Below are 23,856 nucleotides of genomic sequence, written 5' to 3'. Positions count from 1 at the left end.
ACGCCGAACGGCCGCGGTCACGTGTGTTTCCCGGCGGGTGCGCGCGGCCTGAGTCCACTCGTACGGGTGGCGTCGGCGAGGGTACGGGGGCGCCGTCACCGGGTAGCCACTCAACGTGACCAGAAGGAGCGCATCAGCCACTGCCGGCGGCGACCGCCGGACGGGCCCGGTAGACGTCGTAGACGCCCGGGACCGCACGCATGGCCCGCATGAGGCCGGCCAGGGCGTGCGGGTCGGTCAGTTCCACCGTGTACGTGTGGCGTACGCGCAGCTCCTGCGGCGGCTCCACGGCCGCCGAGACGATGCCGACGCCCTCGGCGGCGATGGCCTCGGTCAGGTCGGCGAGCAGCCGGGGGCGGCTGAGTGCCTCGGCGAGCACGGTGGCGCGGTAGCCGCCGGCCTGCGCGCCGTCCCGCCATCCCACGGGGACGGACCTGCGGCCGGCCGCGGTCATCCGGGCGGTGGTGGGGCACTCGACGCGGTGGACGGTCACGATGCCGCCGCGGACGACGAAGCCCGTCACCGCGTCGGGCGGGACGGGCGTGCAGCAGCGGGCGAGGCGGACGGTGGCGTCCGGCAGGTCGGTCACGGCGACGGGCTGCTCGGGGCGCGGTTCCGCCTCCGGTTTCGCGGGGCGGAGCGCAGGGAGCGCGGCGGGCTGCTCGTCGTCGGCCGGCGCCGGATGCCCGGCCAGCCAGCGGGTGATCGCGATCCGGGCGGCGGGGGTGGCGGCGTGCTCCAGCCAGTCCGCGCCGGGGCGCGGTGCCGCGCCGGCGTCCAGCAGCAGTTGCAGGCTGTCACCGTCGCGCAACCGGGTGCCCAGCGGTGCCAGCCGGCCGTTGACGCGTACGCCGATACATCGGTGGCCGTCCTCGCCGTGCACGGCGTAGGCGGCGTCCACGCAGCTGGCACCGGCGGGCAGCCGGACCGGGCGGGTGACGTCGCCGTCCGCGGTGAAGACGGTGATCTCGCGGTCCTGGGCCAGGTCGTCGCGCAGCGCGGTCCAGAAGATGTCCGGGTCGGGCGCGTCGCGCTGCCACTCCAGCAGCCGGGCGAGCCAGCCCGGCCGGCTCGGGTCCACCGTGCCCCACGCCTCGGCGGCGGACCGGGATCCGCTGGCCGAGGGGTGCGCGGCGGTGCGCGCGGCGGCTCCCGGGACCGGCGGGGGGCCGCCGGCGGAGGAGCGCAGGCGCTGGGCGGCGGCGTGCCGATGGCCGAGGGCGATCACCCCGGCCTCGGCGATCCGGTGCATCTGCCGGGTGCGGACGAGGACTTCGGCGATGCGGCCCTGCGCGTCGGCGATGGCGGTGTGCAGCGACTGGTAGAGGTTGAACTTGGGCGCGGCGATGAAGTCCTTGAACTCCGCGATCACCGGCGTGAAGCAGGTGTGGAGTTCGCCGAGGACCGCGTAGCAGTCGGCGTCCTCTCCGACCAGCACCAGCAGCCGCCCGAAGTCGCCGCTGCCCAGTTCCGTCCCGCCGCGCTTGAGCAGCAGGCGGTGCAGGGAGACCGCGTGCCGCGGGCGGATCGCGACCTCGGCCGGGATGTCGGCCTCGCGCAGCACCGCGCGCAGGTCCTCGGCGATGGAGGCGAGCAGGTCGGGCCGCTCGGCGTTGGCCGCGATCATGGCCTGGGTGCGGGCGTATTCGGCCGGGTGGAGGATCGCGAAGACCCGGTCCTCCAGCTCGGTCTTCAGCGCCTGCACGCCCAGCCGCTCGGCGAGCGGGATGAGCACGTCGCGGGTGACACGGGCGATCCTGGCCTGCTTGTCGGGCCGCATCACGCCGAGCGTGCGGACATTGTGCAGGCGGTCGGCGAGCTTGATGGCCATGACGCGCACGTCGCTGCCGGTGGCGACGAGCATCTTGCGGAAGGTCTCGGGCTCCGCGGCGGCGCCGTAGTCGACCTTCTCCAGCTTGGTGACGCCGTCGACGAGGTAGGTGACCTCAGCGCCGAACTCCTCGCGGACCTGGTCCAGCGTCACCTCGGTGTCCTCGACGGTGTCGTGCAGCAGGGACGCCGTCAGGGTCGTGGTCTCGGCGCCGAGTTCGGCCAGGATCAGCGTGACCGCGAGGGGGTGGGTGATGTACGGCTCGCCGCTCTTGCGGGTCTGGCCGCGGTGCGAGGACTCGGCGAGGACGTAGGCCCTGCGGAGGGTCTCGATCGCCTCGGGGCCGCTGTGCGGATGTCGGGCGCGGTGGACCTTGATGAGGTGTTCGATGGCGCCGGGCAGCCGGTCCCGGGTGCCCGGGCCGAGCAGTGCGGCGCGGCCGAGCCGGCGCAGATCGATACGGAGCAGACCGCGCCGCCGGGCTTCGGCGACGCGCCCGGCGTCCGTCGCGTTGTCTGCGCTCATCGACACCTCCGGCAGCGTGGACCGGCCGCGGAAGCCCTCGCACGACTCGGGGCCGCGCCGGTGATTGATGCTATCGAGCCCACCACGTGCGGCCGTCGCGCTCTCGCCGAGAGTGATCCCCATCACCCGTTCGAGGGATGGTGTACGGGGATTCCTGGCGGAATGGGCGGTGGTGGCGACAATGGCGGGCGGGCCGCGCGGGTGTCAGGGCGCGGGCTCGGCGCCCAGCAGGGCGGGTTCGATGACTCCCTCGGCGACGATGACGGCGGGTCCGGTCATCTCGATCCGCCCGTCGGTGCGCTCGGTGACCACCAGCCGGCCGCCCGGCAGGTCGACGGTGTAGGTGACGGGGTGGCCGGTGCGCGCCGGGTCGAGGCCGTCACGGCGGGCCGCCGCGACCATGACGGCGCAGGCGCCGGTGCCGCACGAGCGGGTCTCCCCCGAGCCGCGCTCGTGGACGCGCATGGCCACGTGGCGGGGTCCCCGGTCGACGACGAACTCGACGTTGGTGCCGGTGGGGTAGGTCTCGGCGGGCGCGACGCCCGGGGCCCGCAGGAGGGCGCCCGCGTCGTCGAGGTCGTCGACGAAGGCCACGGCATGCGGGTTGCCCATGTTGACGTTCACCGCGGGCCAGGTGCGCGCTCCGACGATGACGGTGACGTCGCCTCCGGGCAGGGTCGCGGGGCCCATGTCGACGGTGATCTCCCCGCCGGTGCCGTCGTGGCCGTCCTTGGCGATGTGGACCTCGCGGATGCCCGCGCGGGTCGCGACGGCGAGGTCGCCGGCGCCGGCGAGGCCGGCCCGCTGGAGGTAGCGGGCGAAGACGCGGACTCCGTTGCCGCACATCTCGGCGATGCTGCCGTCGCTGTTGCGGTAGTCCATGAACCACTCGGCGCGGTCGGCGAGCGCCGCGGCCTCGGGGTGGGCGGCCGATCTCACGACCCGCAGCAGTCCGTCGCCGCCGATCCCGGCGCGCCGGTCGCACAGCCGGGCCGCCTGGGCCGCGGACAGGTCCAGCCGACCGTCCGGGTCGGGGATGATCACGAAGTCGTTCTCGGTCCCGTGGCCCTTGAGGAAGACGGTCGGGGCGGTGCCGTGGTGCGCGTCAGTCACCCCTTGATCGTACGCGGCCCACCGCGGTGGGGCGGCGGCAGGCGGTCAGCGCAGCCGGGCGACGCGCCAGACGGCCAGGACGGCGAACAGGGCGATCACGACGGTGTAGCCGGCCACGAAGCGCCAGTCGGTCCGGCCGCCGGAGCCGCGGGCCGGCAGCCCCGGCCAGGTGTAGCCGACGCGGCGGGCGGCCATCAGGCCCCATCCGGCGGAGCAGCAGCACAGCAGCAGCCCGAGCATCGCGACGACGGGGCCGGCGTCGCCGGACTCGAAGGCGAGCGGGAAGGCGAACATCAGCGAGCCGCCCACCGCCAGGGCGATGATCGGCGCGAGCTGCCAGGCGCGCAGCCGCCGCTGCGGGCGCAGCTCCCGGAAGGACTGGGCGCCTTCCAGGGGCAGGACCGCGTCGATCGCCGCCAGCGGGTCGAGCAGGTCGACGGGGTCGCCGAGCGAGTCCACGAGAGGGGGTTCGTCGCGCGGCTGCGGGCCGTCCGCCGAGACGTCACGCGATTCCTGCGCGTCGTGTGACGCGTGTGACTCATACGAGTCCGCCGCCGAGTCGCGCCCCTGGGGGGTGTCGCGTGGGCCGAGTGCCATCGCCACGCGCCCTCCCAAGTCTCCGAGACCGTAGCTGGATGCTTGATGATGGCACGGTCGCAGGGCCGCTCCGGGGCGCCGGAGCGTCCCGATGCCATCACGTGATCAGGCTGTGACCGCTTCTTCGAGCAACGTCAGCGCACGGCCCGTCAGTTCCGCTCCCTGCGCCGTGAGCCAGTGCACACGGCCGTCCCGGCGGAACCACGAGTCCTGGCGCCGCGCGAAGCGCCGGGTGGCCCTGGCGGTCTCCGCCCGCGCCTCCTCGTCCGTGCACGCGCCGGCGAAGGAGGCCAGCACCTGCTGGTAGCCGAGGGCCCGGGAGGCCGTACGGCCTTCGCGCAGCCCGGCGGCCTCCAGTGCGCGCACCTCGTCCACCAGTCCCGCGGCCCACATACGGTCCACGCGCCGCACGATGCGCTCGTCGAGCACTGGGCGCGGCACGTCTACCCCGATCTGCACGGTGTCGTAGACGGACTCGGCCGCGCCGGACTCGGGGAGGCTCGCGGTGAAGGGCCGCCCGGTGATCTCCACGACCTCCAGGGCGCGGACGATCCGCCGGCCGTTGCTGGGGAGGATGAGCTGCGCCGCGGCCGGATCGAGGGCGGCCAGCCGGGCGTGCAGCGCGCCGGGGCCGCGCAGTTCCAGTTCGGCCTCCAGCCGGGCGCGTACGGCCGGGTCGGTGCCGGGGAACTCCAGCGGGTCGATCGCGGCGCGCACGTACAGCCCGGAGCCGCCGACGAGCACCGGGACCCGCCCCGCGGCGTGCAGGCGGTCGATCTCGGCGCGGGCGAGCCGCTGGTAGTCCGCGACGTTGGCGGCCTGCGTGACGTCCCAGATGTCCAGCAGATGGTGCGGGACGCCCTGCCGCTCGTCCGGGGTGAGCTTGGCGGTGCCGATGTCCATGCCGCGGTAGAGCTGCATCGAGTCGGCGTTGATCACCTCGCCGCCCAGCGCCCTGGCCAACGCGACGCCGAGGTCGGACTTCCCGGCCGCGGTCGGTCCGACGACGGCGATCACACGGTTCTTCACACCGCAAGTCTCCCAAAGATCTCCGACCCCTCGGCCCCCGGCCCGGTGGCGTACGGCCCCTCGCCCGCGGTGGCGCGCGTTCGCCGTCGCGCGAGTATCGTCGGAAGACGGAAAGGGTGTTTTGTGACGCTTTGCCTGCTCCTAGGGGCTGGTGTCACAGCGCGGCGCACAGCGTCGCCCCCGATCGCGTCATCTTCGAGGGAAGGTGCCAGATGGGCTTCATGGACACGATCAAGGACAAGCTCGGCATGGCCAGGAGCAAGGCCGGCGACTACGCGCAGCAGCACGGCGACAAGGTCGAGTCCGGCATCGACAAGGCGGCGCAGACCGCCGACTCGAAGACCGGCGGGAAGTACTCGGACAAGATCAAAACCGGTACGCAGAAGGCGAAGGACGCCGCGCGCAACCTCGGCGACAAGGGCGGCGGCGGACAGACCTGACACCCGCGCTCCCCCGCCTCGACCCGGGCGGGCGCCGTCCTGGCCTGTTGACGGCGCAAGGACGGCGAGAAGGACCGGACGGCCGCGGAATTCCACCTTCCGCGGCTTGTCCACGCGCCGGTACGGGTGCGGGCCGCCACGTGCGGTGAGGCTCATGGGCGAGGCGCGTCCGGCGCGGGCCGACGCTCAGGCCCAGGCGGCGCTCAGGTCCAGGTGGCCACGAAATATCCCACGCCGTAGGGCGCGGCGTCGTAGAGCAGCTCGCCGGTCAGGCCCGCGCCTGCCGCCGCGCCCGCCAGCAGCTGCCAGGGCGCCCGCCCGGCAGCCCCCAGCTCTCCGGCGAGTTCCTGGTCCAGACGCGCCAGGGCCTCGGTGTCCGCCGCCGCCAGGGCCGCCGCGACGGACGCGTCGAAGCCGACCGCGCGCTCGTCGAGATAGCCGGGGGCCTTCACCGTCCGCGAGGCGCTGCCGTCGCCCATCACGAGCATGGCGACCCGCGACGCCGACGCGGCCAGGGTCCGCCCCTCGGCGGTGCAGCGCTCCGGCTCCAGGCGTTCCCCCACACCGAGCCCCGTCACCGGCCCGCCGTTCCAGCCGCGCAGCAGCCACGCCGCCACCGCCAGCGACGGCGGCAGGGCGCGTACCGGCCCACCGGCGGCTGCGGGCCCCTCAGCCGCCCCCTCGCCCTCCTCGGGCGCCCTGCCGAGCCGTACGTCCAGGGCGACGCCGAACGGCCGGAAGCTGCCGGGCGTGCCGGCGGGGAAGACGCCGCGCCCCGAATGCTCGGCCGGGCCCACCGCCACCAGCACGTCGGGCCGGGAGGCGGCCAGCAGGCCGACCGCGTCGGCGCAGGCCGCCCGCAGCACGTCCAGCTCGGGCGCGGCGCCCGCCGCCACGTCGGGGACCAGGAGTGGCGGGCACGGGCAGACTGCGGCGGCGACCAGCATGATCGACACCCTACCGCCGGGGTGTGACACCGGCGCCCGACAGCGCCGTCACCAAACACCCGGAGGAGCCGTCCGTGGCAGGCGGGCCGCGGACCGCTCCCGCCGCCCTCGCGGAAACCGGCCCCGCGTCAGCAGACGGAGCAGCCGTCCCCCGCCGCGCCCGGCCCGCCGGGAGCCGCGGCCGGCGCCCCGACCGCCGGCATGCCCAGCATCACGCCGGCCGGCTGCGGCGCGGCGGCGGCCGTCGTGCGCCGCTCCCACGCGTCGCCGGCGCGCGTGCGCCGCACGGAGCGGGCCGGGCTCTCGGCAAGCAGGTGGTGCGGGGCCGCGTAGGTCACCTCGACGGTCACCATGTCGCCGGGCCGGGGCTGATCGCCCTCGGGGCGCTCGAAGTGGACCAGCCGGTTGTCGGGGGCCCGTCCGGACAGGCGGCGGGTGGCGTCGTCCTTGCGGCCCTCGCCCTCGGCCACGAGCACTTCCAGGGTGCGGCCGACCTGCTTCTTGTTCTCCGCCCAGGAGATCTCCTCCTGGAGCGCGACCAGCCGCTCGTAGCGCTCCTGGACGACCGCCTTGGGGATCTGGCCTTCCATGTCGGCGGCGGGGGTGCCGGGCCGCTTGCTGTACTGGAAGGTGAAGGCCTGCGCGAAGCGCGCCTCGCGCACCACGTGCAGCGTCTGCTCGAAGTCCTCCTCGGTCTCGCCGGGGAAGCCCACGATGATGTCGGTGGTGAGGGCGGCGTCCGGCATCGCGGCGCGCACCTTCTCGATGATGCCGAGGTAGCGGTCCTGCCGGTACGAGCGGCGCATCGCCCGCAGCACGCGGTCGGAACCGGACTGCAGCGGCATGTGCAGCTGGTGCATCACGTTGGGCGTCTCGGCCATGGCGGCGATCACGTCGTCGGTGAAGTCGCGCGGGTGCGGTGAGGTGAAGCGGATCCGCTCCAGGCCCTCGACCGTGCCGGTGGCGCGCAGCAGTTTGCCGAAGGCCTCGCGGTCGCCTATGTCCGAGCCGTAGGCGTTGACGTTCTGCCCGAGCAGGGTGATCTCGATGACGCCCTCGGCGACCAGCGCCTCGACCTCGGCGAGCACGTCGCCCGGCCGGCGGTCCTTCTCCTTGCCGCGCAGCGCCGGCACGATGCAGAAGGTGCAGGTGTTGTTGCAGCCGACGGATACCGACACCCATGCCGCGTAGGCGGACTCGCGGCGCGAGGGCAGTGTCGAGGGGAACGTCTCCAGCGCCTCGGCGATCTCCACCTGTGCCTCGTCGGCGATCCTGGCCCGCTCCAGAAGCACCGGCAATTTGCCGATGTTGTGGGTGCCGAAGACCACGTCGACCCAGGGTGCGCGCTTGACGATGGTGTCGCGGTCCTTCTGCGCCAGGCAGCCGCCCACCGCGATCTGCATGCCCGGCCGCGCGGCCTTCTGCGGGGCGAGCCGGCCGAGGTTGCCGTAGAGCCGGTTGTCGGCGTTCTCCCGCACCGCGCAGGTGTTGAACACGACGACGTCCGCGCCGTCCGAGCCCTCCGGGGCCCGGACATAGCCGGCGTCCTCCAGCAGCCCGGAAAGGCGCTCGGAGTCGTGGACGTTCATCTGGCACCCATAGGTGCGGACTTCGTAAGTACGCGCGCTCATAACAATGACCCAGACTACGTGCTCTCCCCGCTTCGCCGCCTCCGCCTTCGGGTACAGGCATCGCCTTCGGCCCTTCCCCGTGCTCGCGCGGCCTGGCAGGATCCCGGGCCATGGACCTTCCCCGTCTCCGGCTGCTGTGGCCGCAGGGCCGCGGCGCCCGGCTGCGGCGGGCGGTGCAGGGCGCGCTGGCCGCCGCCGTGGCGCTGGCGCTGCTGGTGTGGTGGCTGCTGCCCTCCGGCGGGCCGGCGTACCCGCGTCAGCCGCTGTCCTTTGCCACGGGTGTCGCCAACGGGGTCTACGAGAAGTACGGGATGCTGCTGCAGGGCGATCTGCGGACCGCGCTGCCCGGGGTGCGGGTGACGCTGGAGCACACCGAGGGGTCCGTCGACAACATCAAGCGGGTGGCGTCGGGGCGCTCGGACTTCACGATCGCCGCGGCCGACGCCGTGGCCAGTTACGACGGGCCCGGCAAATCGCGGCTGCGGGCGATCGCCCGGCTCTACGACGACTACATGCAGCTGGTCGTCCCGGCCGACTCGCCCGTGCGCTCCATCCGCGACCTGCGCGGCATGACGGTCGGCGTGGGGCAGGCCGACTCGGGCGTCAACCTCATCACCCGCCGGCTGTTCACGGCGGCGGGCATGGACATGAACAAGGACGTCACCGCGGAGCCGGTCGGCATCGACCAGGCGCCCGCGATGCTGCTGGACGGCCGGCTCGACGCGTTCTTCTGGTCCGGCGGACTGCCGACCGCGGCGGTGGCGGCCATGGCGACGCCGGTGGCACGGATCAAACTGGTGCAGCTCGGCGACCTCGTGGCACCGCTGCACGCGATGGGCCCGGACATGGCCTACTACCGGCAGGCCGTGATGCCGGCCGACGCCTATCCCGCGGCACAGGGCGGCAAGCCGGTCGCCACCGTGGCGGTCGCCAACCTGCTGATCACGACCGACCGCGCCGACGCCGGGATGGTCGAGCGGCTGACCCGCGCGGTCATCGACAGCCGGGACGCGATCGGCACCGTCGTGCACGCGGCGCAGCTGGTGGACCTGCGCACGGCCGTCTTCACCGATCCGCTGCCGCTGCACAAGGGCGCGGTGCGCTACTACCGCTCGGTGAAACCCTGACACCTCGACGCCCCGGCTTCCCGGCGCCCTGACGCCGTGGAACGCCGTCTGAGGGCCCCGCGGCCGGGCCTGCCCGGGAACGGGCGGCGGAGCCGTCAGAGGGCCGGTACGGGCGCCGTACGCGGCACGCTGAGGGTCACTTCCAGCCCGGACGGGTGGTGGTGGTCGTACGTGATGGCGCCGCCGCCCTGCCGCAGCAGCGCCCGGGCGATCGACAGCCCGAGGCCGGAGCCCTGGACGTTCTGGTGCCGGGCGCTGCGCCAGAACCGGTCGCCGATCCTGGCCAGTTCCTCGTCGCCGAGCCCGGGGCCGCCGTCGGCGACCACGAGGGCCACGCTGTCGTCCTCGGCCCGCACGGCGACCGTGACCGCGGCTCCCGCCGGGGTGAACTTGATCGCGTTGTCCAGCACCGCGTCCAGGGCGCTGGAAAGGGCCACGGAATCCGCCCAGCCGGTCACCGGGGCGCCGTCGAGCGGCGCGGTGAACTCCAGGTCGACGTCGGCCCGGTCGGCGACCGGACGCCAGGCCGTGGTCCGCGTACGGGCCATCTCGGCGACGTCGATGATGTCCAGGTGGCCCCCGGAGCTCTCCGCGACCGCGAGACCCAGCAGATCGTCCAGCACCTGGGCGAGCCGGTGCCCTTCCTCCTTGACCGACTCGGCCTCGGTGTGGCCCTCGGGCAGCTCCAGGCCGAGCAGCTCGATGCGCAGCAGCAGCGCGGACAGCGGGTTGCGCAATTGGTGGGAGGCGTCGGCGACGAAGGCCCGCTGCTGCTCCAGCACGGCTTCGACGTTGTCGGCCATCTCGTTGAAGGAGCGCATGAGCCGGCGCAGTTCGGGCGGCCCGCCGGCCGCCCCGACCCGGGACTTCATGCGGCCGGTGGCGATGTCATGGGTGACGCGGTCGAGCTTGGCGACCGGGAGCAGCACCCATCCGGTGAGCCGTACCGCGCACAGCACGGCGATGACCATTGCCGCGAGTTCGCCGGCCGCCAGCAGCATCCAGCCGTGCAGGATGCGCGAGCGCAGTGCGCCGGTGGGCGAGTCGGTGACGACGACCGCCACGACGTCGCCGTCCCGCACAATGGGCGAGGCGATGGCGAGCCTGCGATGCTGCCAGGGCCACACCTGCGCCGGGTCGTGGGCGCGCCGGCCCAGCAGCGCGGACTCGTAGGCGTCGTAGAGCTCTCCCTCTGCGGGGAGCTGCCAGTTCTGCGGCGCCTCGGCCATGGCGGTGCTGTCGCGGTAGAAGACACCCGCGCTGATGCGGTAGAGCTGCTGGTAGCGGGCCAGTTCCGTGCGCAATGTGTGCAGCCGTTCGTCGTCCACGCTGTCCACGAGGGACTGCTCCTCCTCGTCCCGCGAGGTGACGAACTGCGCGAGCGAGGCGAAGCGCGTGGTGTCGTCGATGCGGTCGACGACGACGCGCTGCTGCTGGGCGGCGGCCTGGCTCACGGCCAGCGGGACGCCCAGGGCCAGCAGGACGCCCGCCATCAGCACGATGAGCAGCGGGAGGAGTCGGGTGCGCACGGGCGGAACCGGGGCGGGGGCGGGTCAGCCGGCGGGCGGCACGACGAGGCGGTAGCCCACCCCGCGGACCGTCTCGATCATGGCGGGGACGCGCAGCTTGGACCGCAGGGACGCCACATGCACCTCCAGGGTGCGGCCCGTACCCTCCCACGCCGTCCGCCACACCTCGCTGATGATCTGCTCGCGGCGGAAGACCACTCCGGGCCGCCCGGCGAGCAGGGCCAGCAGGTCGAACTCCTTGCGGGTCAGCAGAACCGCCTCGCCGTGCACGGTGACCCGGCGGGTCGCCAGTTCGATGGCGACCGGGCCGAGCTGCAGCCGGGTGCGCTGCGCCGCCGCGACGTCGCCCTGCCCGCCCGCCGGGGCTCCGCCGGTGCCGGACTCGGGCGGAGCGGGGTCCTGGGCGCGCAGCGGTGGACGGCGGCTGACGGCATGGATGCGGGCGAGCAGCTCGCCGGTGTCGTACGGCTTGACGACGTAGTCGTCGGCGCCCAGGTTCAGGCCGTGGATCCGGGAGCGGACGTCGGCCCGGGCGGTGACCATGATCACCGGCGTGGCCGTCCTGCGCCGGATCCGGCTGCACACCTCGAAGCCGTCCTGGTCGGGCAGGCCGAGGTCGAGCAGGACGCAGTCGAAGGCGGGGCCGCCGTCGGGCAGCAGGGCCTGGATCGCCTCCTCGCCGCTGCGGGCGTGCCTGACGTCGAAACCGTGCTTGCCGAGGAGCGCCGAGACGGCCGCGGCAACCCGGTCGTCGTCCTCCACCAGCAGCAGCCGCATCGTGTGGCTCCTCCTTCCGTTTCCTGTGACGGAATCCACTCCGATTCGCCGGGGGTGCGTCAAGGGGGTACCGGCTCGCGGTGCCGACCGTTACCGAGCCGGTACGCGCCCACGGCGCCCGCGCGTGCCCGGGCAGTGCCCCGGTGCGCCGTCCGCGCACCGCGCCGACGTGCGGCTCTCGCTTGACGCGGGCAGGCGCAGTGAGTTGCATACGCTTTGTGACCGCATTCTTTCCGGAGACCGCTGCGTGGACCCGGTGATCGTCGCGGGGGCAGGCCCGGTCGGCCTGGCCCTCGCCCTCGCGCTGGCCCGCCGCGACGTCCCCGTCATCCTGCTGGACGAGACGGAGGTGATCGCCGGCGCCGAGGGGCTGCGGCGGTCGCGTACGGCGGTGCTCGCCCCGGCCGCCGCGGCGCTGGTCGAACGCCTCGGCCACCGGTCGTTGCGCGAGGACGGGGCGGTCTGGCGCGGCTGGCGTACGGTCCGCAAGCGCGCGGAGGTCGCGCGTATCGACTTCGGCGCGCAGGACGCGCCGGTGCATCTCGCGCAGGACCGGCTGGAGGACGGGCTGCGGCAGGCGCTGCTGGGCTGCGGCTCGGTGCGGATCGTCGCGGGATGCCGGGTGGACGCGCTGGAGCAGGACGGGCGCGGGGTCACCGTCCACACCGGCGGCTCGCACGACACCTGGTGGCGCGGCAGCTTCCTGGTGGGCTGCGACGGCCCGCGGTCGACGGTGCGCAAGCTGCTCGGGGTGCGCTTCCCCGGCCGTACGGCGGTGGACCGGCACGCCGTCGCCGTGGTGCGGGCCGAGCTGCCCGAGCCCGGAGTGGCGCTGCTGCACCGCGATCCGCCGGGCGCGCCGGCCGGGCAGGAGATCACCGCCCGGCCGCTGCGGGAGGGGCTGTGGCGGCTGGACTGGCTGCTGCCGGCCCAGGCCCGGGCGCTGACCCCGGACGCGCTGGTGGAGCGGCTGCGGGGCACGCTGACCGCCTGGTGCGGGAGCGTGGTGCCGTACGAGGTTGTGGGCTCGGCGGACTACGCGGTGCATCAGCGGCTGGCCCGGCGGTGGCGCACCGGCCGGGTCTTCCTGGCCGGGGACGCGGCGCATCTGATGGGGGCGCTGGGCGCGCAGAGCGTCGAGGAGGGGCTGCGGGACGCGGAGAACCTGTCCTGGAAGCTGGCGCTGGCGTGGCACGACGGCGCGTCGAAGGTGCTGCTGGACAGTTACGAGGCCGAGCGGCGCGGCGCGGTGGGCGCCCGGCTGCGGGCCACCGACCAGGCGCTGCCGCTGGTGCGGGCGAGCGGGGCGTGGCAGACAGTGCGGCAGTCGCTGCTGTCGGGGTCGGCGCGGGGGCAGGCGGAGCTGCTGACCGACAGCCATCTGGGGCGGGGTACGGCCGCCACGTCGCGGGTCTACGCGCGCTCGCCGCTGGCGGTGCCGGCGGCACGGACCGGAGGCGGCAGGTCGGGCGCCTCGCCGCTGCTGGCCGGGTGCGACACGCCGCCGGGCGGGCGGGTCGACGACGTGCAGGTGACGGCGCTGGACGGCACCGTCGGGCGGCTGCGGGAGCGGCTGGGGCGCGGGCTCGTGGTGCTGCTCATCGCGCCGGGCACCGGGGTGTGGGAGAGCAGGCACTGGCTGACGGCCGGGCTGATGCCCCGGCTCGCGTCGGCGGTCGCGGCGCTGCCGACTCCGGCCGAGCTGCTGGTGGCCGAGTCGTATCCGGGGGCGACGGCGCACAGCGTGCTGCTGATCCGGCCGGACGGGCATCTGGTCACGACGATGGTGGGCTGCCGTCCCGCGGAGCTGTACTCGTACGCCGACCTGGCCCGTGGCGGCCCGCCGATGGCGGCCGGGGACGACACGGACGACGTCCCCGACGACGCAGAACCGCCGGGCACCCGGGTGGGCGGGCACAGCCGCTAGAGCCGACCCCGGCGGGCGGCCGGGCTGGTCGAAGCGGGCCCGGTGGGTCACTCCCAAGGCTCGGGGTCGCCGGCCTCGCCGGCCTCGTCGGCCGTCTCCGCTTCGGCGGCGAGGGCGTCGCGCACCACCTTCAGCGCCAGGCCCTCGCCGTACCCCTTGCGGGCGAGCATGCCGGCGAGCCGCCGGATGCGCCGGTCGCGGTCCAGGCCGCGGGTGCCGGGCAGCCGCCGCTGGACGAGGGCGCGCGCGGTCTGCTCCTCCTGCTCGGGGTCGAGCAGGCCGACGGCCTCGCTCACCAGCTCGGCCTCCACCCCGCGGTGCCGCAGCTCCATGGCCAGGGCCCGGCGGGCCAGGCCCCGGCCGCGGTGCCGGGACTCCACCCAGGCGGTCGCGAACGCCTGGTCGTCGATCAGGCCCACGTCCTGGAAGCGCTCCAGGACGTGCTCGGCCACCTCGTCGGGGATCTCCCGCTTGCGCAGGGCGTCGGCCAACTGCCTGCGGGTGCGGGGACCCCCGGTGAGCAGGCGCAGGCACACCGCCCGCGCCTGCTCTTCGGGACTGAGCGGCGGCTCTTGCGAGGCCCTCGACTCGGAAGGGCCGCCGCGCTTCTGGGACCTGCCCGCCATGGCGTCAGGCCTTGGCTGCGGTGGCCTTGGTCGCCTTCTTCGGTGCCGGCACCTCGGCCTTGGCCGCCACCTCGGCGGCAGCCGCGTCCGCGGCCGGCTGGGCCTCCGGTGTCTCGGCGGTCTTCCGCACGCCGACGCCCAGCTTCTCCTTGATCCGCTTCTCGATCTCGTCGGCCAGGTCCGGGTTGTCCTTGAGGAAGTTCCGGACGTTCTCCTTGCCCTGGCCCAGCTGGTCGCCCTCGTAGGTGTACCAGGCACCGGACTTGCGGACGAAGCCGTGCTCGACGCCCATGTCGATCAGGCCGCCCTCGCGGCTGATGCCCTGGCCGTACAGGATGTCGAACTCCGCCTGCTTGAAGGGCGGCGCCACCTTGTTCTTGACGACCTTGCAGCGGGTGCGGTTGCCGACCGCCTCGGTGCCGTCCTTGAGCGTCTCGATCCGGCGGATGTCGATCCGGACGGAGGCGTAGAACTTCAGCGCGCGGCCACCGGTCGTGGTCTCCGGCGAGCCGAACATCACACCGATCTTCTCGCGCAGCTGGTTGATGAAGATGGCGGTGGTCTTGGACTGGTTGAGCGCGCTGGTGATCTTCCGCAGCGCCTGACTCATCAGCCGGGCCTGCAGGCCGACGTGCGAGTCGCCCATCTCGCCCTCGATCTCGGCCCGCGGCACGAGGGCGGCCACGGAGTCGATGACGATGAGGTCGATGGCGCCCGAGCGGACCAGCATGTCCACGATCTCCAGCGCCTGCTCGCCGGTGTCGGGCTGGGACAGCAGCAGGTTGTCGGTGTCGACGCCGAGGGCCTTGGCGTACTCGGGGTCGAGGGCGTGCTCGGCGTCGACGAACGCCACCGTGCCGCCGGCCCGCTGCGCGTTGGCCACCGCGTGCAGCGTCAGCGTGGTCTTGCCCGAGGACTCGGGGCCGTAGATCTCCACGACCCGGCCGCGCGGCAGGCCGCCGACACCGAGGGCCACGTCCAGGGCGGTCGACCCGGTGGAGATGACCTCGATGGGCTCATTCGGCCGGTCGCCGAGACGCATGACAGCGCCCTTGCCGAACTGCCGTTCAATCTGCGCGAGCGCGGCGTCGAGCGCCTTGTCGCGGTCGTTTCCTGCCATGGGTTCCACCCGGGATGTCTGGTTCGATCGCTTCACGTCCACGACGCTAGCGCCTGCCACTGACAACGCGCCCGGAACGTCGCTCCGACCTGTGGATAACTTGGGCGGCTCCGCCCGGTTGCCCGGCGGTGCCGGGGCCGCCGACGCGAAAATTCCTTCCGCGCGCACCCATAAGAATGGATGTTCGAATTCCGTGTCAAGCGACCCGCCGGGCGGTCAGTCCCGCGGGTCGGCCACCTCGTAGCGTCGCACGTAGGCGGCGAAGAACCCCTGCAACGTCGCGGTCACGGGGATCGCGATGAGCGCGCCCACCGCGCCGAGCAGGGCCGTTCCCGCCACGACCGACCCGAAGGCGACCGCGGGGTGGATGTCCACGGTGCGCGCGGTGATCCGCGGCTGGAGCAGGTAGTTCTCGAACTGCTGGTAGACCACGACGAAGCAGAGCACCCACAACGCGTCCCAGGGGTCCACGCTGAGCGCGATCAGGATGGGCAGCGCGCCCGCGAGGTAGGTGCCCACGGTGGGGATGAACTGCGAGACCAGCCCCACCCAGACGCCCAGCGCCGGCGCATAAGGGATGCCGAGGACCTGGAAGAGGACGTAGTGGGCGATCCCGGAGACCAGCGCCATCAGCGCGCGCGAGTAGAGGTAGCCGCCGGTCTTGGCGACCGCGATGTCCCAGGCGCGCAGCACCTCCGCCTGGCGCTCGGGCGGCAGGACTGAGCACAGGGTGCACCGCAGCCGCGGGCCGTCGGCGGCGAAGTAGTAGGTGAACAGCAGCACGGTGAAGAGCTGGAACACCGTGCCGATGAGGGTCGCCGAGAGCCCCCACACGCTGCTCGCCCCGTTGGCGAGGTAGGTGCGCACCCAGTCGGAGTGCAGGACGTTGTCGCGGAGCTTGCCGGTCTCCAGGTGGGAGTGGAAGGTCCGGTTGATCCACCGCACCACGTCGTCGACGTACTGCGGCAGGTTGCGGACGATGGTGCCGATCTGGTCGACGAGCAGCGAGCCGAGGGCGAGCAGGAATCCCGCGGCGGCGATCAGGACCCCCAGCATGACCAGGCCGGTGGCGGCGCCGCGGCGGATCCCGCGGCCGGCCATCCAGTGCACCGCCGGTTCGATGGCCACGGCGCAGAAGAACGAGATGAGGACGTTGACGAGCAGTCCGACGAGCCGCCCGAAGACCCAGTGCGCGAACTGGTAGCAGGCGACGAGGGCGAGCGCGAGGATCAGGGCGCGCGGCAGCCAGCGCGGCATGCGGGCGCGGGGCCCGCGCGGGCGGCGGGGTGGGCCGGGCGGGCCGGGTCCGTCGGCCGGCGGCTGGGCAGGAGGCGTGGCCGGCTCGGGGGTGTCGTCGGTTCCTGCCACGGGCCAAGTGTCACCTTGAGCGCCCGGAAAGTCCTGCTGTCGACTCATTCGGCGCAGAGGTGCCGCTCCGTGCCAGGCCCGGCCACCCCGGCCCCGCCGGGACCGCCGGCCGGGCAGCCGCGACTCAGCGCTTCGCGGCGGGCACGTCCATCGCGGCGCACACCGCGCGCCAGACGTCCTTGGCCTCCCAGCCGTCCTCCAGCGCCTGGACGACCGTCCGGCCGCCCAGCTCCGACATGACGTGGTCACGCGCGAAGGAGTCGGCGTACGCCTCACCGAAGTGTGCGCGCATTCGTTCCCAGAAAATCGTCAACCGCATGGCTGCCAGTATCGCGCGCCGGCCGGCCGGACCGGCGCCGCGGGCGTCACAGCCCTGCCAGGGCGCGCAGCGCGGCGGTCACGGCCACTGCGGCGGCGATCACCACCAGGAAGGGTGCCCGCAGCAGCAGCGCGACGAAGGCGGCGGCCAGGCCCGCGGTCCGCGCGTCGACCGTGAGCCGCAGCTGATCGGTGCCGAAGGTCTGCAGCGCGGTGAGCGCGGCGAGCAGCGCGATCGGCACCAGCGCCGCGAGCCGCTTGACCAGCGGGCGCTCCAGCAGCCCCGCGGGTATCGACAGGCCCAGCATCTTCACGGCGTAGCAGCCGGCGGCCGTGACGCCGATCGCCGTCCAGGCGCCCGCGGCCCCCGTCATCGCCGTTTCCCCTTCTTCATGGATGTCCTGTTCATGGGTGTCCTGGCAGATGTCCCGCCGGATTCCTCTACGGGCTTCCCGCCGCGCCCGCCCTCCCCGACCGGCGGGACCGGCGGGACCGGCGCCGCGTCCGGGCCCGGGCCCGGGCCGGAGCGGCCCGCCCGGCGGCGAGCGCCAGGGGCGCGGCGAGGGCCGCGACAAGCACCGGCACCCCGGCGGGGAGCAGCGGCAGGCAGGTCAGGGCGAGGACCGCGCCGAGCGCGGCGACCGCCCGCTCGGTGCGGCCTGTGAGCATGGGGGCGAGCAGCGCGAGGAAGACGGCGGGACCGGCGGCGTCCAGGCCCCAGGCGGCGGGGTCGCCGAGCGCGGAGGCGCCCAGCGCGCCGCCGAGGGTGGTCAGGTTCCACAGCGTGTACAGGCTCGCGCCCGTCACGGTGAAGCCGAGCCGGGCGCTCGCGCGGTCCTTCTGGGCCAGCGCGACCGCGGACGTCTCGTCGATGACCCACTGGGCGGCCAGCGGGCGCAGCGCCGCCGGCAGCCGGAGGATCTGGGAGAGCCGGAGCCCGTAGAAGGCGTTGCGGGTGCCGAGGAAGAAGGCGCCGGCTGCCGCCGCGAAGGGGTTGCCGCCCGCGCCGAGCGCCCCGACCAGCGCGAACTGGGAGGCGCCGGTGAAGACCAGCAGCGAGAGCACGCAGCTTTGGAGCACGGTGAGCCCGGCGCCGGCGGAGGTCACGCCGAAGGCGAAACCGGACAGGCCCACGGCCACACCGACGCCGAGGGCGTCACGGACCACGCGGGAGCGGGACGGGACAGAGGACGGGACAGGGGACGGGTCGCCGGACAGGCCGGCGGCCGGGCCGGACATCGGTGCTGCGGTCACCCGTTCAGGCTAGGGAGCGGCCGGCGGCCGGTCTTGTACGTTCTTGCGCTCGCGCTGGTAGGCGCCGGGCGGGACGCCGACGATCCGGGTGAAATGGCGGTTGAGGTGCGGCTGGTCGGTGAAGCCGACGCAGGTCGCGGCGAGGGCGGGTGGGACGCCGGTGTCGAGCAGCCGGCGGGCGGCCCTGACCCGCTCCCCGGTCAGCCAGGCGTGCGGGGGCAGGCCGTAGGCGGTCTTGAACGCGCGGAGCAGGGCGAAGGGGCTGGTGCCGAACTCGGCGGCCAGCTCGTCGAGGCTCGGCGGGTCGGCGAGCCGGCCGAGCAGCAGCTCGCGGGCGCGGGCGGCGACGGTCCGGCCGGCGCCGCCCGGTGCGGTGACCGGTCCCGAGCCGTGCCGGGTGAGCAGGCGGGCGAGCAGGAGCCGCAGGCGGGTATCGGCCGCGAGGGCGTCGTCTCTCTCGGCCGCCGCGTGGACGCCCGAGACCATCCGGGCGGTGGCGGGGTCGTGCAGGACGGTGGCCGTGAAGGAGGGGGTGCCCGGCGGGACCGACAGGTCGGCGGCCACCGCGGCGACGACGTGCGGTGCGGGATAGAGGACGTGGTACGCCCAGCCCTCTTCCGTCCCCGCGTAGGCCGAGTGCGGGGTCTCGGGGTTGATGAGGACGACGCCGCCGGCGCCGGCCCGCGCCGGTCCGTCCGGCAGGCCGATGCCCTCGACCCCTCCGGTGACCGCGGCGATGACATAGCCGTCATGGGCATGACGGGAGAAGGTGTGCCGGACGTAGCGGGCCCGCAGCAGGTCGACGCCCGGCAGCGCGGGGTGCTCCCAGTGCCGGGCCTGCTCGCGCGGGGTCATGAGGCCATTGTGGCGTGGCCGCGCCAGAAGTTATCCACAGGGCGGCGATCGAGGTCAGCGGGCTGTCGGTGCGGCGAGGCAGGATGGAGGCATGTCCAGTCGCAGCAGTCTCGACGCCTTCTCCCCGGCCACCCGCGCGTGGTTCACCGGGGCGTTCAGCGAGCCCACTCCCGCGCAGGCCGGGGCGTGGACGGCGATCGCCGAGGGGTCGGACGTGCTGGTGGTCGCGCCGACGGGCTCGGGCAAGACGCTCGCCGCGTTCCTCGCCGCGCTCGACCGGCTGGCCGCCACTCCCCCGCCGGCCGAGGCGCGCAAGCGCTGCCGGGTGCTGTACGTCTCGCCCCTGAAGGCCCTGGCGGTGGACGTGGAGCGCAATCTGCGCAGCCCGCTCGCGGGCCTGCGCCAGGAGTCGGTGCGGCTCGGGCTGCCGGAGCCCGAGGTCAGGGTCGGTATCCGTTCCGGGGACACACCGGCCGCGGAGCGGCGTGCGCTGGCCACCAGGCCGCCGGACATCCTCATCACCACCCCGGAGTCGCTGTTCTTGATGCTCACCTCGGCGGCGCGGGAGGCGCTGAGCGGGGTGGAGACGGTGATCCTGGACGAGGTGCACGCGGTGGCGGGCACCAAGCGGGGCGCCCATCTGTCCTTGTCCCTGGAGCGGCTGGACCGGCTGCTGGACCGCCCCGCCCGCCGGATCGGCCTGTCGGCGACGGTGCGCCCGGTGGACGAGATCGCCCGCTATCTGTCCCCGCAGCGCAAGGTGACGATCGTCCAGCCGCCCTCGCAGAAGGAGTTCCAGCTCTCGGTGGTGGTCCCGGTGGAGGATCTGGGCGAGCTGGGCGGCTCGCCCGTCGCCGACACGGCGGAGCACAGCGGTCCGGCCGCGGGCCCGGCGGAGCGCCCGTCGATCTGGCCTCATGTGGAGGAGCGGATCGCCGACCTGGTGCAGGCGCACCGCTCGACGATCGTCTTCGCCAATTCGCGCCGGCTGGCCGAGCGGCTCTGCAACAGGCTCAACGAGATCGGCCACGAGCGGGCCGAGGGGGCGCCGCTCCCCGAATCGCCGTCGCCCGCGGAGATCATGGCCCAGTCGGGCGCGTCCCGGGGAGCGCAGCCGGTGCTCGCCCGGGCGCACCACGGCTCGGTGTCCAAGGAGCAGCGGGCCCTGGTCGAGGAGGACCTGAAGGCGGGCCGGCTGCCTGCGGTCGTGGCCACGTCCAGCCTGGAGCTGGGCATCGACATGGGCGCGGTCGATCTGGTGGTGCAGGTGGAGTCGCCGCCCTCGGTCGCCTCCGGGCTCCAGCGGGTCGGCCGGGCGGGGCATCAGGTCGGGGCGGTGTCCACCGGCGTGGTCTTCCCCAAGTACCGGGGCGACCTGGTGCAGTCCGCGGTGGTCACCGAGCGGATGCGCGAGGGCGCGATCGAGGCGCTGCGGGTGCCGTCGAACCCGCTGGACGTACTGGCCCAGCAGATCGTCGCCATGACGGCGATGGACGTGTGGGACGTCGACGAACTGCTGACCGTGGTGCGCCGGGCCGCGCCGTTCGCCTCGCTGCCGCACTCGGCGTACGTGGCGGTCCTGGACATGCTCGCCGGGCGCTATCCGTCCGACGCCTTCGCCGAACTGCGCCCCCGGCTGGTGTGGGACCGGGTCGCGAACACGGTGACGGGCCGGCCGGGGGCGCAGCGGCTCGCCGTGACCTCGGGCGGCACGATCCCGGACCGCGGCCTGTTCGGGGTGTTCCTCGCCGGGTCCGACCCGAAGAAGGGCGGCGGGAGGGTCGGCGAGCTGGACGAGGAGATGGTGTACGAGTCCCGGGTCGGCGACATCTTCACCCTGGGCACCACGTCCTGGCGGATCGAGGACATCACCCGGGACCGGGTGCTGGTGTCCCCCGCGCCCGGGGTGCCCGGGCGGCTGCCCTTCTGGAAGGGCGACCAGCTCGGCAGGCCGCTGGAGCTGGGCCGGGCGCTCGGGGCGTGGCTGCGGGAGGTCGGCGCGCTGGCCGAGGGACCGGCCAGGCAGCGGCTGACCGCGGCGGGACTCGACACCTGGGCCGCCGACAACGTGCTGGCCTACCTCGCCGAGCAGCGGCAGGCGTGCGGGCATGTGCCGGACGACCGCACGATCGTGGTGGAGCGTTTCCGTGACGAGCTGGGCGACTGGCGGGTGATCATCCACTCCCCCTTCGGCGCCCAGGTGCACGCGCCCTGGGCGCTGGCGCTCGGCGCCCGCCTCCAGGAGAAGTACGGGCTGGACGCGCAGGCGATGCACGCCGACGACGGCATCGTGCTGCGGCTGCCGGACGCGGATCTGATGGGCCTGGATCTGCTGGACGTGGCGCCGGTGCACCCGGGAGCCGAGTTCGACCCGGAGCAGTCGCCGGTCGGGGCCGCCGACGTCGTGTTCGACAAGGGGGAGGTCGAGCAGCTGGTCACCGACCAGGTGGGCGGCTCCGCGCTCTTCGCCTCCCGGTTCCGGGAGTGCGCGGCCCGTGCGCTGCTGCTGCCGCGCCGCAGCCCCGGCAAGCGCACACCGCTGTGGCAGCAGCGCCAGCGCGCATCGCAACTGCTGGCGGTGGCCTCGGAGTTCGGGTCGTTCCCGATCGTGCTGGAGGCGGTGCGCGAATGCCTTCAGGACGTGTTCGACGTGCCGGGCCTGGTGGAGCTGATGGGCGACGTCGAGGCGCGCAGGGTGCGGCTGGTCGAGGTCACCACGAACGAGCCGTCGCCCTTCGCCAGGTCGCTGCTGTTCGGCTATGTGGCGCAGTTCCTCTACGAGGGGGATTCGCCGCTGGCGGAGCGGCGGGCGGCGGCGCTGTCGCTGGACTCGCGGCTGCTGGCGGAGCTGCTGGGCCAGGCGGAGCTGCGCGAGTTGCTCGACGCCGACGTGATGGCGGAGCTGGACCGGGACCTGCAGTGGCTGACGGAGGACCGCCGGGTCAAGGATGCCGAGGGGGTCGCGGACCTGCTGAGGGTGCTGGGGCCGCTGACCTGGCCCGAGCTGGCGGCGCGCGGCGCGCGGCAGGACTGGGCGTCGGAGCTGGAGTCGGCCCGGCGGGCGATCAGGGTGCGGATCGCCGGCGCGGAGCACTGGGCGGCGGTCGAGGACGCCGGGCGGCTGCGGGACGCGCTGGGCACCGCCCTGCCGGTGGGGGTGCCGGTGGCCTTCACCGAGCCGGTGAAGGATCCGCTGGGCGATCTGGTGGCGCGCTACGCCCGCACGCACGGGCCTTTCACCACGGCGGAGGCGGCGGAGCGGTTCGGCCTGGGGGCCGCGGTCGCCGACGGGGTGCTGCAGCGGCTGGGCGCGGCCGGCCGGGTGGTGCAGGGTGAGTTCAGGCCGGGCGGCGCGGGCCAGGAGTGGTGCGACGCGGCGGTGCTGCGCCGGCTGCGGCGCAGGTCGCTGGCCGCGCTCCGGCAGGAGCTGGAGCCGGTGCCGCCCGCGACGCTCGGGGCGTTCCTGCCGCAGTGGCAGCACGTGGGCACGCACAGTCTGCGCGGGATGGACGGCCTGGCGCGGGCGGTCGAGCAGTTGCAGGGCGCGGCGGTGCCGGCCTCGGCGCTGGAGAAGCTGGTGCTGCCGTCCCGGGTCACCGGCTACACCCCGGCGATGCTGGACGAGCTGACGTCGTCCGGGGAGGTCCTGTGGGCGGGCGCGGGCGCGCTGCCCGGCAAGGACGGCTGGGTCTCGCTCTACCTGGCGGACACCGCGCCGCTGCTGCTGCCTCCGCCGCAGCCGCTGGAGCTCGGCCCGCTGCACCAGGAGGTGCTGGCGGCGCTGTCCGGCGGATACGGGCTGTTCTTCCGGCAGATCGCCGACCAGGTGCGGGCGGGCGGACTGGAGGTGAGCGAGCCGGAGCTGGCCGACGCGATCTGGGAGCTGGCGTGGTCGGGCCGGCTCACCAACGACACGCTGGCGCCGCTGCGGGCGCTGCTGGGCTCGGGCCGCACGGCGGGCGCGACCGCGCACCGCGCTCCGCGGGCGGTGCCGCGCGGGAGGTACAGCGCGCTGGCCGGCCGGGCGGCGCCGCGGCCGACGGCGTCGCGCAACGGGCCGCCGACGACGGCCGGGCGCTGGTCGCTGCTGCCGGAGCCGGAGCAGGAGCCGACGCTGCGGGCGCACGCCCTCACCCACGCCTTGCTCGACCGGCACGGGGTGGTGACCCGGGGCGCGGTCGCGGCCGAAGGCGTGGAGGGCGGCTTCTCGGCGGCCTACCGGGTGCTGGCGGCGCTGGAGGAGACCGGCCACGCCCGGCGCGGGTATGTGGTCGAAGGGCTGGGCGCGGCGCAGTTCGCGATGGACGGCGCGGTGGACCGGCTGCGCGCACTCAGCACCGCCCGGGAGCGGACGGAGAAGAGCTCCGACCACGCGCGGACGGTCGTGCTGGCCGCCGCGGACCCGGCGAATCCGTACGGCGCCGCCCTGCCGTGGCCGGAGCAGCCGCCGGGTGTGAGCCACCGGCCCGGCCGCAAGGCCGGCGCGCTGGTCGTCCTGACCGACGGCGAGCTGGCCCTCTATGTGGAGCGCGGCGGCAAGACGCTGCTGGCCTGGCCCATGGACGAGATACGGGTCCAGGCCGCGGCCGACGCGCTGGCCCTGGCGGTGCGCGAGGGTGCGCTGGGGCGGCTCACGGTGGAGCGCACCAACGGTGAGCCGGCGCTCACCTCACCTCTGGGCCAGGCGCTGGAGGCCGCCGGCTTCCATGCCACGCCGCGGGGGCTGCGGCTGCGCGACGGTCACTAGGGCCTGTTTTAAAAGTCCCGTCTGCCCGGAGGGGCTGGGCACGCACTCCCCCACGGCTGCGCGTGGGGGTGCCCCCAGCCGCGTTGTCGGTCGTC

At 74.4% G+C, this 23,856-nt stretch carries 19 protein-coding genes; 4 read left to right on the top strand and 15 right to left on the bottom strand.

All coding sequences use genetic code 11. From position 1 onward, the window contains the following. Positions 1-133: 133 nt before the first annotated feature. The 4 genes from HCN08_RS29690 to miaA form a co-directional block, all read right to left on the bottom strand. On the bottom strand, positions 134-2,356 hold the full coding sequence (locus tag HCN08_RS29690; protein ID WP_167986386.1) for a RelA/SpoT family protein: 2,223 nt from the start codon (positions 2,354-2,356) through the stop codon (positions 134-136). Positions 2,357-2,560: 204 nt separating this feature from the next. Then, a complete protein-coding gene (gene dapF / locus HCN08_RS29685) occupies positions 2,561-3,469 on the bottom strand; it encodes a diaminopimelate epimerase (RefSeq protein ID WP_167986385.1) in 909 nt (302 codons plus the stop codon). Between the two features lie 45 nt (positions 3,470-3,514). Beyond that, a complete protein-coding gene (locus tag HCN08_RS29680; RefSeq protein WP_167986384.1) occupies positions 3,515-4,066 on the bottom strand; it encodes a hypothetical protein in 552 nt (183 codons plus the stop codon). Between the two features lie 105 nt (positions 4,067-4,171). Further along, entirely contained in the window at positions 4,172-5,095 is a 924-nt protein-coding gene (gene miaA / locus HCN08_RS29675) for a tRNA (adenosine(37)-N6)-dimethylallyltransferase MiaA (RefSeq protein ID WP_167986383.1), read from the bottom strand. A 221-nt stretch (positions 5,096-5,316) separates the two neighbouring features. On the opposite strand from miaA, the gene HCN08_RS29670 reads away from it, so the two are divergent. Further along, positions 5,317-5,535 (top strand): antitoxin, encoded by a 219-nt coding sequence (locus tag HCN08_RS29670; RefSeq protein ID WP_322974770.1) that lies wholly within the window; start codon positions 5,317-5,319, stop codon positions 5,533-5,535. A gap of 203 nt (positions 5,536-5,738) precedes the next feature. On the opposite strand, the gene HCN08_RS29665 is transcribed toward HCN08_RS29670, so the two are convergent. Further along, positions 5,739-6,482, bottom strand: a complete 744-nt coding sequence (locus HCN08_RS29665) for a class III extradiol dioxygenase subunit B-like domain-containing protein (protein WP_167986381.1) — start codon at positions 6,480-6,482, stop codon at positions 5,739-5,741. Between the two features lie 128 nt (positions 6,483-6,610). Then, positions 6,611-8,113 carry a tRNA (N6-isopentenyl adenosine(37)-C2)-methylthiotransferase MiaB gene (gene miaB, locus HCN08_RS29660; protein WP_167986380.1) on the bottom strand — a complete coding sequence of 501 codons (1,503 nt, stop codon included), beginning with the start codon at positions 8,111-8,113 and terminating at the stop codon, positions 6,611-6,613. Positions 8,114-8,223: 110 nt separating this feature from the next. Here miaB and HCN08_RS29655 point away from each other — a divergent pair, with 110 nt between their 5' ends. Beyond that, the gene (locus tag HCN08_RS29655; protein ID WP_167986379.1) at positions 8,224-9,240 is read left to right on the top strand and encodes a TAXI family TRAP transporter solute-binding subunit; all 1,017 of its coding nucleotides are present in this window, start codon (positions 8,224-8,226) and stop codon (positions 9,238-9,240) included. A 95-nt stretch (positions 9,241-9,335) separates the two neighbouring features. On the opposite strand, the gene HCN08_RS29650 is transcribed toward HCN08_RS29655, so the two are convergent. Both HCN08_RS29650 and HCN08_RS29645 read right to left on the bottom strand, forming a co-directional pair. Beyond that, positions 9,336-10,769, bottom strand: coding sequence for a sensor histidine kinase (locus tag HCN08_RS29650; protein ID WP_167986378.1), 1,434 nt, complete (start codon positions 10,767-10,769; stop codon positions 9,336-9,338). A 24-nt stretch (positions 10,770-10,793) separates the two neighbouring features. Continuing rightward, complete coding sequence (locus tag HCN08_RS29645) at positions 10,794-11,546, bottom strand: response regulator transcription factor (RefSeq protein ID WP_167986377.1); 753 nt, start codon at positions 11,544-11,546, stop codon at positions 10,794-10,796. A 247-nt stretch (positions 11,547-11,793) separates the two neighbouring features. Between HCN08_RS29645 and HCN08_RS29640 the strand changes: the two genes are divergently transcribed. Then, a complete protein-coding gene (locus HCN08_RS29640; RefSeq protein WP_167986376.1) occupies positions 11,794-13,473 on the top strand; it encodes an FAD-dependent monooxygenase in 1,680 nt (559 codons plus the stop codon). A gap of 47 nt (positions 13,474-13,520) precedes the next feature. On the opposite strand, the gene recX is transcribed toward HCN08_RS29640, so the two are convergent. From recX to HCN08_RS29605, 7 genes are all read right to left on the bottom strand, one after another. After that, the gene (recX, locus tag HCN08_RS29635) at positions 13,521-14,099 is read right to left on the bottom strand and encodes a recombination regulator RecX (RefSeq protein ID WP_167986375.1); all 579 of its coding nucleotides are present in this window, start codon (positions 14,097-14,099) and stop codon (positions 13,521-13,523) included. A gap of 4 nt (positions 14,100-14,103) precedes the next feature. Then, positions 14,104-15,228, bottom strand: a complete 1,125-nt coding sequence (recA, locus tag HCN08_RS29630; RefSeq protein WP_167986418.1) for a recombinase RecA — start codon at positions 15,226-15,228, stop codon at positions 14,104-14,106. 207 nt (positions 15,229-15,435) lie between these two features. Then, positions 15,436-16,587, bottom strand: a complete 1,152-nt coding sequence (locus tag HCN08_RS29625) for an AI-2E family transporter (RefSeq protein ID WP_322974769.1) — start codon at positions 16,585-16,587, stop codon at positions 15,436-15,438. 124 nt (positions 16,588-16,711) lie between these two features. Beyond that, entirely contained in the window at positions 16,712-16,906 is a 195-nt protein-coding gene (locus HCN08_RS29620) for a DUF3046 domain-containing protein (RefSeq protein WP_167986374.1), read from the bottom strand. A gap of 46 nt (positions 16,907-16,952) precedes the next feature. Then, complete coding sequence (locus tag HCN08_RS29615) at positions 16,953-17,279, bottom strand: AzlD domain-containing protein (RefSeq protein WP_167986373.1); 327 nt, start codon at positions 17,277-17,279, stop codon at positions 16,953-16,955. A 67-nt stretch (positions 17,280-17,346) separates the two neighbouring features. Then, positions 17,347-18,144: an AzlC family ABC transporter permease gene (locus HCN08_RS29610; protein ID WP_167986416.1), complete on the bottom strand. Its 798-nt coding sequence runs from the start codon at positions 18,142-18,144 to the stop codon at positions 17,347-17,349. Between the two features lie 24 nt (positions 18,145-18,168). After that, complete coding sequence (locus tag HCN08_RS29605) at positions 18,169-19,014, bottom strand: AraC family transcriptional regulator (protein WP_167986372.1); 846 nt, start codon at positions 19,012-19,014, stop codon at positions 18,169-18,171. A gap of 91 nt (positions 19,015-19,105) precedes the next feature. Here HCN08_RS29605 and HCN08_RS29600 point away from each other — a divergent pair, with 91 nt between their 5' ends. Then, positions 19,106-23,761 (top strand): ATP-dependent helicase, encoded by a 4,656-nt coding sequence (locus HCN08_RS29600; RefSeq protein WP_206319402.1) that lies wholly within the window; start codon positions 19,106-19,108, stop codon positions 23,759-23,761. Positions 23,762-23,856: the final 95 nt, after the last annotated feature.

The sequence above is a fragment of the Actinacidiphila epipremni genome, assembly GCF_012034175.1.
In the GTDB taxonomy this organism is placed as follows: Bacteria; Actinomycetota; Actinomycetes; order Streptomycetales; family Streptomycetaceae; genus Actinacidiphila; species Actinacidiphila epipremni.
This window is presented reverse-complemented; position numbering and strand designations above follow the sequence as displayed.

What these genes read in the sequence shown, in the direction of transcription:
- HCN08_RS29690 (WP_167986386.1), bottom strand. Translation starts at nt 2,356, where the DNA reads ATGAGCGCAGACAACGCGACGGACGCCGGGCGCGTCGCCGAAGCCCGG.
- HCN08_RS29680 (WP_167986384.1), bottom strand. Translation starts at nt 4,066, where the DNA reads ATGGCACTCGGCCCACGCGACACCCCCCAGGGGCGCGACTCGGCGGCG.
- HCN08_RS29670 (WP_322974770.1), top strand. Translation starts at nt 5,317, where the DNA reads ATGGACACGATCAAGGACAAGCTCGGCATGGCCAGGAGCAAGGCCGGC.
- HCN08_RS29665 (WP_167986381.1), bottom strand. Translation starts at nt 6,482, where the DNA reads ATGCTGGTCGCCGCCGCAGTCTGCCCGTGCCCGCCACTCCTGGTCCCC.
- miaB (WP_167986380.1), bottom strand. Translation starts at nt 8,113, where the DNA reads ATGAGCGCGCGTACTTACGAAGTCCGCACCTATGGGTGCCAGATGAAC.
- HCN08_RS29655 (WP_167986379.1), top strand. Translation starts at nt 8,224, where the DNA reads ATGGACCTTCCCCGTCTCCGGCTGCTGTGGCCGCAGGGCCGCGGCGCC.
- HCN08_RS29645 (WP_167986377.1), bottom strand. Translation starts at nt 11,546, where the DNA reads ATGCGGCTGCTGCTGGTGGAGGACGACGACCGGGTTGCCGCGGCCGTC.
- recX (WP_167986375.1), bottom strand. Translation starts at nt 14,099, where the DNA reads ATGGCGGGCAGGTCCCAGAAGCGCGGCGGCCCTTCCGAGTCGAGGGCC.
- HCN08_RS29620 (WP_167986374.1), bottom strand. Translation starts at nt 16,906, where the DNA reads ATGCGGTTGACGATTTTCTGGGAACGAATGCGCGCACACTTCGGTGAG.
- HCN08_RS29615 (WP_167986373.1), bottom strand. Translation starts at nt 17,279, where the DNA reads ATGACGGGGGCCGCGGGCGCCTGGACGGCGATCGGCGTCACGGCCGCC.
- HCN08_RS29610 (WP_167986416.1), bottom strand. Translation starts at nt 18,144, where the DNA reads ATGTCCGGCCCGGCCGCCGGCCTGTCCGGCGACCCGTCCCCTGTCCCG.
- HCN08_RS29605 (WP_167986372.1), bottom strand. Translation starts at nt 19,014, where the DNA reads ATGACCCCGCGCGAGCAGGCCCGGCACTGGGAGCACCCCGCGCTGCCG.
- HCN08_RS29600 (WP_206319402.1), top strand. Translation starts at nt 19,106, where the DNA reads ATGTCCAGTCGCAGCAGTCTCGACGCCTTCTCCCCGGCCACCCGCGCG.